Consider the following 11,014-nt stretch of genomic DNA (forward strand, 5'->3'; position numbering starts at 1 on the left):
CGGCCATGCCCATCGCGACGGTCAACCCCGCGAACGGCGAAACCCTCAGGACGTTCGAGCCGCTGGACGCGGCGGGCATCGAGCAACGGCTCGCCACCGCCCGCACCGCGTTCGGCGCGTACCGGACCACCGGCTTCGCCGAACGGGCCCGTCTGCTGAACCAGGCCGCCGTGCTGCTCGACGAGGACCAGCGGGACATCGCCCGCACCATGACCACCGAGATGGGCAAACCCGTCAAGGCGGCCCGCGCGGAGGCCGCCAAGTGTGCCAAGGCCATGCGCTGGTACGCGGCCCACGCGGAGGAACTCCTCGCCGACGAGCAGCCGTCCGCCGAGGACGTACGGGACTCCGGCGCCTCCCGGGCCCACGTCCACTACCGGCCGCTCGGCCCCGTGCTCGCCGTGATGCCGTGGAACTTCCCGCTCTGGCAGGTCGTACGCTTCGCCGCCCCCGCGCTCATGGCCGGCAACGTCGGCCTGCTCAAACACGCCTCCAACGTGCCGCAGACCGCGATGTACCTGGAGGGGCTGTTCCGCCGGGCGGGCTACCCGGCCGGCTGCTTCCAGTCCCTGCTGGTCGGTTCGGGGGCGGTCGAGGCGATCCTGCGCGACCCCAGGATCGCCGCGGCCACCCTCACCGGCAGCGAACCGGCCGGCCGCTCGGTCGCGTCGATCGCCGGTGACGAGGTGAAGCCCACCGTCCTGGAGCTGGGCGGCAGCGACCCGTACCTCGTCATGCCCTCGGCGGACGTCGCCAGGGCCGCCCGTACCGCCGTGACCGCACGGGTGCAGAACAACGGACAGTCCTGCATCGCCGCCAAACGGTTCATCGTGCACACCGACGTGTACGACGAGTTCGCCGAGCGGTTCACCGTCGGCATGAACGACCTGTCGGTCGGCGATCCGATGCTGGAGTCCACCGATGTCGGCCCGCTCGCCAGCGAGCAGGGCCGCACGGACCTGACGGAGCTGGTGGACGACGCGGTGCGACAGGGCGCGAACGTGCTGTGCGGCGGCGGCGTTCCCGAAGGGCTGGCCCCGGAGCTGGAGGACGGATGGTTCTACGCCCCCACCGTCCTCGCCGGGATCACCCCCGCCATGCGCATCCACCACGAGGAGACCTTCGGCCCCGTCGCCTCGCTCTACCGGGTCGACGGATTCGCCGAAGCCGTCGCCCTCGCCAACGACAGCCCCTTCGGCCTCAGCTCCAACGTATGGACCCGGGACCCGGAGGAGGCCCGCCGCTGCGTACGCGACCTGCAGGCGGGCGGCATCTTCTTCAACGGAATGACCGCCTCCCACCCCGCGCTGCCCTTCGGTGGCGTCAAACGCTCCGGCTACGGACGCGAACTCGCCGGCCAGGGCATCCGCGCCTTCTGCAACACGACCACGGTCTGGTACGGCCCATAGGGGCGTCCGGCAGATGCCCGGGGCGTCGCCGAACCGCCCGCACGGCTCCGCCACGCGCACGCACCGGAACCCGCTCCTCGTCCCGCACCAAAGTGCCGGACACCCCCTGGCTTTCGCCCGAACAACAGGCCCTGGGAGCCCCCATGAGCAACGCCCCCGGTCCGCCGGCCCCGTCCGGCCCGACCGACGCGGAGATCGCGGCGCTCGACGCGCACTGGCGAGCCGCCAACTATCTCTCCGTCGGCCAGATCTACCTGATGGCCAACCCGCTGCTGACCCGGCCGCTGGTACGCACCGACATCAAGCCGCGGCTGCTGGGTCACTGGGGCACCTCACCGGGGCTCAACCTCGTCCACACGCACCTCAACCGCGTCATCAGGTCCCGCGGTGTGCGAGGCCTCGCCGTGTGGGGACCCGGCCACGGCGGACCCGCCGTCCTCGCCAACTCCTGGCTGGAGGGCAGCTACTCGCGGGCCTACCCCGACGTGCCCCGCGACGCCGACGGCATGGGGCGGCTGTTCAAGCAGTTCTCGTTCCCCGGCGGAGTGCCCAGCCACGTCGCCCCGGAGACCCCCGGCTCCATCCACGAGGGCGGCGAACTCGGCTACGCCCTGACCCACGCCTACGGGGCCGCCTTCGACCATCCCGAACTGATCGTCACCTGCGTGATCGGCGACGGCGAGGCCGAGACCGGTCCGCTCGCCGCCTCCTGGCACTCCAACAAGTTCCTCGACCCGGTCCACGACGGGGCCGTCCTCCCCGTCCTCCACCTCAACGGCTACAAGATCGCCAACCCGACCGTGCTCGCCCGCCTCCCCGAGACGGAGCTGGACGCCCTGCTGCGCGGCTACGGGCACGACCCGCTGTACGTCGGCGGCGACGACCCCATCAGCGTCCACCGGGCGATGGCCGCCGCGATGGACCGCGCCGTCGACCGGATCCGCGAGATCCAGGGAGCCGCCCGCGCCGACAGCGGCACCGGCCGGCCGCACTGGCCGATGATCGTCCTGCGCACCCCCAAGGGCTGGACCGGCCCGGCCGAGGTCGACGGGGTGCCCGTCGAGGGCACCTGGCGCGCCCACCAGGTCCCGCTGCCCGGGGTCCGGGAGAATCCGGACCACCTGCGCCTGCTGGAGGAGTGGATGCGCTCCTACCGCCCGGAGGAACTCTTCGACTCCTCGGGGCGGCCCGGCCCCCAGGTGCTCGCCTGTGTGCCCGAGGGCGACGCCCGGCTCGGCTCGACACCGTACGCCAACGGCGGTCTGCTCCTGCGCGAACTGCCCGTCCCGCCGCTCGACGCGTACGCGGTCGAGGTCGGCAGGCCCGGCGCCACGCTGCACGAGCCGACCCGGGTGCTGGGCGGGCTGCTGGAAGCCGTCATGGCCGCCACCGCCGAGCGCCGCGACTTCCGTGTCGTCGGCCCCGACGAAACCGCCTCCAACCGGCTCGACGCCCTCTACGGCGCCACCGCCAAGGCCTGGCAGGAACGCCTCCTGCCCACCGACGAACACCTCGCCCGCGACGGCCGTGTCATGGAAGTGCTCTCCGAGCACCTGTGCCAGGGCTGGCTGGAGGGCTACCTGCTCACCGGCCGGCACGGACTCTTCTCCTGCTACGAGGCGTTCGCCCACATCGTCGACTCGATGGTCAACCAGCACATCAAGTGGCTGCGGACCTCCCGCCGACTGGCCTGGCGCCGCCCGGTCGCCTCACTGAACTACCTGCTCACCTCGCACGTCTGGCGCCAGGACCACAACGGCTTCTCCCACCAGGACCCCGGGTTCGTCGACCACATCCTCAACAAGAGCCCCGAGGTCGTCCGCGTCTACCTGCCGCCGGACGCCAACACCCTGCTCTCCGTCGCCGACCACGCGCTGCGCAGCCGCGACTACGTCAATGTGATCGTGGCCGGAAAGCAGCCCTCCTTCGACTGGCTCACCCTCGACCAGGCCCGCGCGCACTGCGCCCGCGGCGCCGGGGTGTGGTCCTGGGCGGGCACGGAGGACGGCGGCCGGAAGCCGGACGTGGTGCTCGCCTGCGCCGGGGACGTACCCACGCTGGAGACGCTGGCCGCCGCCGACCTGCTCCGCAGGCATCTGCCGGACCTGGCGGTACGGGTGGTCAACGTCGTCGACATGGCCCGGCTGCTGCCCCGCGAGGAGCACCCGCACGGCATGCCGGACTCCGAGTACGACGCGCTGTTCACCCGGGACGTCCCCGTGATCTTCGCCTATCACGGCTACCCCTGGCTGATCCACCGGCTCGCCTACCGGCGCGCGGGCCATGCCCAGCTCCATGTGCGCGGCTACAAGGAGGAGGGCACCACGACGACGCCCTTCGACATGGTGGTCCGCAACGACCTGGACCGCTTCCGGCTGGTCATGGACGTGACCGACCGGGTGCCCGGCCTCGGCGTCCGGGCGGTGGCCGTGCGCCAGGCCATGGCGGACGCCCGCGCCCGCCACCACGCCTGGATCCGGGAGCACGGCACGGACCTGCCCGAGGTGGCCGACTGGACGTGGAGCGGCTGATCCCCGGGGCCCGGGACGCGGCTCAGCGGCCCAGCGCCCGGGCCAGCTCGGCCTTGGTCATGCCCGAACGGCCGTGCACGTTCTTCCTCTTCGCTTCTTCGTAGAGCTGGTCCCGGGTCGGTCCGGCCGCCCCGCTGTGCGAGCGCAGACCGCCGCGCCGCGCGGACGACATGTCCTCCAGAGAGGTACGGCTCGCGGTCCTGGACTCCCCGGCGCGGGCACGTTCCTTGTTGACCGTGCGGGCCGCGATCTCCTCCGCCCGTTCCTCGCTGACACCGCGCTCCTGCGCGCTCTCCTTGATGTGCTCGTACTGCCGGGTCCGCCCGGCACCGAATCCGCGGGGCATGGTCCGCTCACTCCTCTCCCGGAGATCCTGGAACGCTTTTCCCACCAGTGTCGCGCCGCGCACCGGGGCCCGCACGCGGCGGGCGTGCGGGCCCCGGGGGAGGGGAGGCGGCTCAGTAGCGCAGGGCCGCCGCGATCCTCCCGTGATCCGTGAGCGAGCCGTCCGCGAGGAAGACCACCTCGGCGCCGCTGTCCAGGGCCCGCTCCACGAGTTCGTCCACGATGTCCTCGCGGACCGTGGTGTCCGCCGGGTCCGCACCCGCGTCCACCGGTTCGAGGTGTTCGTCGGTCACCCGGACGGTCCGCTGGAAGCCCTCCTCCACGGCGACCAGCCCGGCGCGGCCCTCGCGCACCGCGGCCCACACCTCGTCGAGCCCGCCGGCGAACGCGCGCCGGCCGCGCGCCTCGTCGAGTCTGCCGTCGACCGCCGCGGCGAACCGCTTCCGCCGCTCCTCCAGCACCGGGCGCAGCTCCTCCAGCAGGGCGCTCGGCGTGGTCCCGGCCGGTACGCCCTTGGTCAGCCGCCCCACGGCCGAGCGGGGGCTCTCGCCGACCTCGTCCAGCACCGCGAGCGCCTGGGCGGAACCGGCCAGGTACAGCGGGCGCGGATCGGCGGCCAGGACCGCCCGCAGCGTCTCGTCGGCCGACCGGAGGAACGCACGGGTCTCCTGACTGCTGAAGATGCTCGGCGTGTCCCCGATCCGCTCCTCGCGCTGCGGATCGGGCTCCAGCGGGGGAGCCGTCATCGGGAACCCGCCGGTGCGCGCCTCGCGCAGGGCGTCGCCCGTGCCGCCCCACAGCCCGGCGCGGTCGGCCGAGACGCCGAGCACCCAGAACGGCTGGGCCTGGGCCTTCGCCGCCACCAGGTTCCGGGTCAGATAACTGTCGCTCAGCACCACCCGCTCGGGCGCGGTACGGGGGAGCTGCCAGATCTGGTGCTCGTCGGGAGTGGCGAGCACCACCAGGGCGTCGAGGGCCCGCCTCGGGTCCACCTCGGCGGCCGCCCGGTCGAGCTGCTCCTTGATCGCGGTCCGTGTCTCGCGGCCGACCGCCGGGTCGGCCTCCAGCCTGTCCACCGCCTCGTTCACCAGGTTGCGCAGCCGTACGGCGTCCTGGGTGTTGTCCGGGGTGCGCCGGTGCGTCGGCATGGTCAGGGACACGGCCGGATAGGGCTTGGCCGCCCGCAGTTCCCGCAACAGGCCGGCGGTCAGGTCGTCCGTATCCATCGTTGTCTCCCAGGGCTTCGGGTGGTGTCCGCTCCCGAGCGAAGCGGCTGAAGTCGGCGAGTCAATTCATACCTTTTGAACCTAATATGAGCGAGATGAGCGCCGCCGAAGCCGTCACCGAGGCCCTGCGTGAACTGCACGCGCGGTTCGTCCCGCTGCGGGAGGGCAGCCTCGCCGAGTACATCCCGCAGCTCGCGCGGAGCGATCCGGACGCCTTCGGCCTGGCCCTGATCAGCATGGACGGCCACTGCTACGGGGTGGGTGACACCAGGGCCCCGTTCACCCTGCAGTCCGTGTCGAAGCCGTTCGTCTACGCGCTCGCCCTGTCGCTCCTCGGGCTGGACGAGGTGTGCCGCTGGGTCAACGCCGAGCCCAGCGGGGAGGCGTACAACGCGGTCAGCCTGGAGCCGGACACCGGACGGCCCGACAACGCCATGGTCAACGCGGGGGCGATCATCACCACCGCGCTGATCCCGGACACCCCCGACGCCCCGCGGTTCGACCGGGTCCTCGGCTGCCTGAGCCGGTTCGCCGGACGCGAGCTGGACGTGGACGAGCAGGTCTACGCCTCCGAGGCCGCCACCGGGGACCGCAACCGTGCCCTCGCCTACCTGATCCGGAGCACCGGCCCGCTGCCCGTCGACCCGGTGGCCGCCGTGGACACGTACTTCCGGCAGTGCGCGGTTCGGGCCACCGCGATGGATCTCGCCGCGATGACCGCGACCCTGGCGCACGGGGGAGTGAACCCGCTCACCGGCGACGTGGTGGTCTCCGGACCGGTGGCCGCGCAGGTGCTGACGGTGATGGCGACCTGCGGGATGTACGACGCGTCGGGCGACTGGCTGCTGCGGGTCGGGCTGCCCGCGAAGAGCGGCGTCTCCGGCGGGCTGATCGCCGCGGGTCCGGCCCGCTTCGGGCTGGCGACCTACAGCCCGCGGCTGGATTCGACGGGCACCTCGGTGCGCGGGCGGGCCGCGCTCGGCGCCCTGTCGGAACGGCTCGGGCTCCATCTGATGCACAACCCGGCGCTGGCCGGCAGCACCGTCACGCTGATCGCCACCGCCGACGAGCTGCCCACGGCCGGTGCCGCGCCGCGGGCCCGCGCGCCGCGCGAGCGGGTCGCCGTGGTGGCCGCCCAGGGCGCCCTCGACTTCACGGCGGCCGAACGCGTGCTGTACGCCCTGGACGAGGCGCGCCCCAGGGGCACGGAGCCGGTCGTGCTGGACCTGGTGGAGGTGACCGGGGTGGACAGGGTGGCCCGCGTGATGCTGGGCGGCGGGCTCGGCCGGATCGCGGCGGCCGGGGCGCGGACCGCGGTCGCGGACCCGTCGCGGTGGCTGGACCTGCCCGGCCCCGGCGGACGGGAGGGACCGGGGGTGCCGCGGGGCTTCGCCACCCGTGCGCGGGCGGTGGCCTGGTGCACGGGTGACGGGCCGGGCTGAGCCCGGACGGTGGCGGCCGCCCGGGCCCTTCGGCCGGTCCGGCCTACCAGATCGACGCGACCCACTCGGGGTGGTCGATGAACGGGTTCCGGTTGTGCTGGTACTGGTTGTATATGACGTCGTTGCGGCGCTTCTCGAAGGCGTCCGGCGGGTCCTGCTGGCTCCACGTCTTCAGTACCGAGAGCCGTCCCATGTTCGGGGCGGAGCCGTTGTTGACCTTGTCGTTGGGCTCCAGGTCGGGGAAGGAGTCGCCGCCCTCGTAGCGCACGGCCATGTAGAGGAGCATCCGGGCCACATCGCCCTTGACCGCGTCGCGCGGCTCGAAGGAGTCGCTGTCGGTGTAGTTGCCGGGGGCGCCGCTCACCGCGCTGCCGCCGTTGTCGAAGTCCTTGTTGCCACGGATCGAGTTGACGGTGACGTCCTCCGGGCGCAGGTGGTGGAGGTCGGTGCCGGGGCCGGTGGCGGTGCCGAAGTCGCCGTGGGACTTGGCCCAGACGTGCTCGCGGTTCCAGTTCCCGACCGAGCCGCCGTTGGCGTTCTTCGACAGGGAGCGGCCGGTGTAGAGCTCGATCACGTTCGAGCTGTTGGCCGGGTCCTGGTCGGTGTCCTTCAGGGCGGTCCAGACCTGGCTGTAGGACACCTTGGTCTGGCTGCTGATGATCGTGTGCAGGGCGCTCTTGAGCTGTGCGCCGCTCTTTCCGAGCGCGTTCTGGTAATAGGTGTCGTCGAGCACCTGCAACGACGACGCGGTGGCGGCGGCGGGCGCGGCCGGGTGGGTGGCGGCCGGTGCGGCGGCGGCCGTGGAGCCGAGCACGGCGAAGGCGGCGAGGGTCGCCAGCAGCGGGCGCCGGTAACGAGGATGACGACGGGACATGTGGGGTGTCCTCTCCTGTCCTGGAAGGGCCTGCGCCATGACACCGTCGAGAGGTGGGGGCGGCGCTGCGGCGCAGTTGTGCGGTACGTGGTAGGCGGGAGCCTTCCACACGCACCGTGACCATGGTGTGAACGCTGCGTACCTATCATGTGCAGGTCAAGTGAGGGCCCGGGGGTGTCGCCCGGGGGGCTCACGGGCCTCGGATGCGGCGGGCGGGACGCGGGGCGAGAATGACCGAAAGGACGAGGAGGCGGCATGAGTGAAGAGTCCGAATCCGTATCCCGGGGCGTGACCCCCGACAGCCTCTTGCACACGGGCGGCAGCGACCATCCCTCGGCGGAGGATCTGGTGCTCGCCTCGGGGCGGGACCTGACCCCGAAGAACCTCCGGTGGGCCGAGCGCAGGCTCGCCCGTGAGGGCCGGTCCGCGATCGACAAGACACTGCCCTGAACCACGGGCCGACGGGCCCCCGTGGTCCCGGGGCCGAGCCGCGGGGAGCGTGTGGGTGCTTCCCGCGGCTCGGCTAGCCTGGGTGCACAATGAATCGTTTGACGACGTCAGGGGCCGGCTTCGACCTCGCCCGCTACCCCGAGGACCCGCGCGACCCCTTCCGTGCCTGGGATGCCGCCGACGAGTACCTGCTCCGGCGGCTGGAAGGGGACGACGGCGCGGAGCCGGTGGACCTGTCGGGCGCCGTGACCGTGGTGGGCGACCGCTGGGGCGCCCTGAGCACGGCGCTGGCCGCGCACCGCCCCGTACAGATCACCGACTCCTACCTGGCGCAGCGCGCCACCCTGGCGAACCTGGAGCGCAACGGCGTGGCACCGGACGCGGTGCGCCTGCTGTCGGCCCGGGACGCTCCGCCCGAGCGTGTGGACGTCCTGCTGGTACGGGTGCCGAAGAGCCTCGCGCTCCTGGAGGACCAGCTGCACCGGCTGGCGCCCGCCGTCCACGCGGGCACCGTCGTCATCGGCACCGGCATGGTCAAGGAGATCCACACCTCCACCCTCCGGCTCTTCGAGCGGATCATCGGCCCGACCCGCACCTCCCTGGCCGTGAAGAAGGCCCGGCTCATCTTCAGCACCCCCGCCCCGGGGGCGGCCCGAACGCCCAGCCCCTGGCCGCACCGCTACGAGCTGCCCGGGGGAATCGGCCCGGTCTCCGGCCGGACCGTGATCAACCACGCCGGGATCTTCTGCGCCGAGCGCCTCGACATCGGCACCCGCTTCTTCCTCGGCCACCTCCCCGAGCGCCGCGGCCCCGAAAGGGTCGTCGACCTCGGCTGCGGGAACGGCGTCGTCGGCCTCTCCGCCGCGCTCGCCAACCCCGAGGCCACGGTCACCTTCGTCGACGAGTCGTACCAGGCGGTCGCCTCCGCCGAGGAGACCTTCCGGGCCAACACCGGCCCGGACGCCAGGGCCGAGTTCCTGGTCGGCGACGGGCTGTCCGGGGTGGCGCCCGCCAGCGTGGACCTGGTCCTCAACAACCCGCCCTTCCACTCCCACCAGGCCGTCACCGACGCCGCGGCCCGCACCATGTTCCACGGTGCCCGCGCCGCGCTGCGGCCCGGCGGCGAACTCTGGGTCGTCGGCAACCGGCACCTCGGCTACCACACCCGTCTCCGCCGCATCTTCGGCAACTGCGAGACCGTCGCCGGGGACCCGAAGTTCGTCGTCCTGCGGGCCGTCAGGCGCTGACCCCGACGGACCCCGTCCCGGCCCTTCCGGATTCTTGCAACACGTTCTACTGTGTGCGCCGCCGCACACGGACGACGCCACCGCGAGACTCCCGGAGGGGCCGTGCACCTCGAATACACGCCCGAACAGCAGCAGTTGCGTACCGAGCTGCGCGACTACTTCGCCGCGCTGGTCCCCGACGACGCCCATACGCGCTACGCCGCCCCCGAGGCACAGAAGCGCTTCTACCGGGAGACGATCCGCCGCCTGGGAACGGACGGCTGGCTCGGCGTCGGCTGGCCCACGCAGTACGGCGGACGCGGACTCTCCCCGATGGAGCAGTTCATCTTCTTCGACGAAGCGGCGCAGGCCGGTGTCCCGCTGCCGCTGATGGCCCTCAACACCGTCGGCCCGACGATCATGCGGTACGGCACCGACGAGCAGAAGGCGTACTTCCTGCCGAGGATCCTCAGCGGCGAGATCGACTTCGCGATCGGCTACAGCGAACCCGACGCGGGCACCGACCTCGCCGCCCTCAGGACCCGGGCCGTGCGCGAGGGCGACGAGACCACCGGCCACTACACGGTCAACGGGCAGAAGATCTGGACGACCAACGGCGACACCGCGGACTGGGTCTGGCTCGCCGTCCGCACCGACCCGGACGCGGCGCCGCACAAGGGCATCACCATGCTGCTCGTCCCGACCTCGGACCCCGGCTACTCCTGCACCGTGATCAACACCCTCGCCTCGCACGACACCACCGCCAGCTACTACGAGAACATCCGTGTCCCCGCGTCCCGCCGCGTCGGCGAGGAGAACAAGGGCTGGCGGCTCATCACCAACCAGCTCAACCACGAACGCGTCACCCTCGCCGCCCACGGCACCATGGCGATCCGCGCCCTGCACGACGTCCAGCGCTGGGCGGCCGGCACCCGGCTCGACGACGGCCGCCGCGTGACCGACCTCGGCTGGGTCCGTACCTTGTTGGCCCGTACCCACACCCGGCTCGACGCCATGAAGCTCCTCAACTGGCAGATGGTGTCCGCCGTCCAGAACGGCACCCTCACCCCCCAGGACGCCTCCGCCGTCAAGGTCTACGGCTCCGAGGCACGGCGCGACGCCTACGCCTGGCTGATGGAGATCGTCGGCGCGGCCGGCCCGCTCAAGGAGGGCTCCGCGGGCGCCGTGCTCCACGGCGAGCTGGAACGCGGCTACCGCTCCGCCGTCATCTTCACCTTCGGCGGCGGCAACAACGAGATCCAGCGCGAGATCATCTCCTGGATCGGCCTGGGCATGCCACGCGTACGCCGCTGAGCCCGGGTGCCGGGGAATACCGGCCGGCGCGGAAGAGGGACGGCCGGATCCGGGAAGGCCGCCGGCCCAGGAGAACACCCGGGCAGGGAGAAGGCGACGGTTTCCCGGTCATCCGGCTTTCGGGCCGGACGCGGTCCGGGAGGCCGCCGGCTCCCGCTCCGGCACACGGGCACCGGCCCCGGCCCTCGGGCCGGGGC

Annotated in this window: 9 protein-coding genes; 6 read left to right on the forward strand and 3 right to left on the reverse strand. The window is 72.6% G+C overall.

Going from position 1 to position 11,014, the window contains the following annotated elements:
* Positions 1 to 5 precede the first annotated feature (5 nt).
* Positions 6 to 1,409 (forward strand): NADP-dependent succinic semialdehyde dehydrogenase, encoded by a 1,404-nt coding sequence (locus ACFCV8_RS14585; RefSeq protein WP_376685680.1) that lies wholly within the window; start codon positions 6 to 8, stop codon positions 1,407 to 1,409.
* A gap of 143 nt (positions 1,410 to 1,552) precedes the next feature.
* The gene (locus ACFCV8_RS14590; protein ID WP_376685681.1) at positions 1,553 to 3,940 is read left to right on the forward strand and encodes a phosphoketolase; all 2,388 of its coding nucleotides are present in this window, start codon (positions 1,553 to 1,555) and stop codon (positions 3,938 to 3,940) included.
* A 22-nt stretch (positions 3,941 to 3,962) separates the two neighbouring features.
* Here the strand turns inward: ACFCV8_RS14590 and ACFCV8_RS14595 are convergent, their stop codons facing one another.
* Both ACFCV8_RS14595 and ACFCV8_RS14600 read right to left on the reverse strand, forming a co-directional pair.
* On the reverse strand, positions 3,963 to 4,286 hold the full coding sequence (locus ACFCV8_RS14595) for a plasmid stabilization protein (RefSeq protein ID WP_376685682.1): 324 nt from the start codon (positions 4,284 to 4,286) through the stop codon (positions 3,963 to 3,965).
* 112 nt (positions 4,287 to 4,398) lie between these two features.
* Positions 4,399 to 5,511, reverse strand: a complete 1,113-nt coding sequence (locus ACFCV8_RS14600) for a chemotaxis protein (protein ID WP_376685683.1) — start codon at positions 5,509 to 5,511, stop codon at positions 4,399 to 4,401.
* 95 nt (positions 5,512 to 5,606) lie between these two features.
* Between ACFCV8_RS14600 and glsA the strand changes: the two genes are divergently transcribed.
* Positions 5,607 to 6,953, forward strand: a complete 1,347-nt coding sequence (glsA, locus tag ACFCV8_RS14605; protein ID WP_376685684.1) for a glutaminase A — start codon at positions 5,607 to 5,609, stop codon at positions 6,951 to 6,953.
* Positions 6,954 to 6,996: 43 nt separating this feature from the next.
* Here the strand turns inward: glsA and ACFCV8_RS14610 are convergent, their stop codons facing one another.
* On the reverse strand, positions 6,997 to 7,827 hold the full coding sequence (locus ACFCV8_RS14610; RefSeq protein ID WP_376685685.1) for an endonuclease I family protein: 831 nt from the start codon (positions 7,825 to 7,827) through the stop codon (positions 6,997 to 6,999).
* Between the two features lie 255 nt (positions 7,828 to 8,082).
* Between ACFCV8_RS14610 and ACFCV8_RS14615 the strand changes: the two genes are divergently transcribed.
* From ACFCV8_RS14615 to ACFCV8_RS14625, 3 genes are all read left to right on the forward strand, one after another.
* The gene (locus tag ACFCV8_RS14615) at positions 8,083 to 8,277 is read left to right on the forward strand and encodes a hypothetical protein (RefSeq protein ID WP_376685686.1); all 195 of its coding nucleotides are present in this window, start codon (positions 8,083 to 8,085) and stop codon (positions 8,275 to 8,277) included.
* An 89-nt stretch (positions 8,278 to 8,366) separates the two neighbouring features.
* The gene (locus tag ACFCV8_RS14620) at positions 8,367 to 9,524 is read left to right on the forward strand and encodes a methyltransferase (RefSeq protein WP_376685687.1); all 1,158 of its coding nucleotides are present in this window, start codon (positions 8,367 to 8,369) and stop codon (positions 9,522 to 9,524) included.
* A 102-nt stretch (positions 9,525 to 9,626) separates the two neighbouring features.
* Entirely contained in the window at positions 9,627 to 10,817 is a 1,191-nt protein-coding gene (locus ACFCV8_RS14625) for an acyl-CoA dehydrogenase family protein (RefSeq protein ID WP_376685688.1), read from the forward strand.
* Positions 10,818 to 11,014 lie beyond the last annotated feature (197 nt).

This window comes from Streptomyces sp. NPDC056347 (genome assembly GCF_042262625.1).
In the GTDB taxonomy this organism is placed as follows: domain Bacteria; phylum Actinomycetota; class Actinomycetes; order Streptomycetales; family Streptomycetaceae; genus Streptomyces.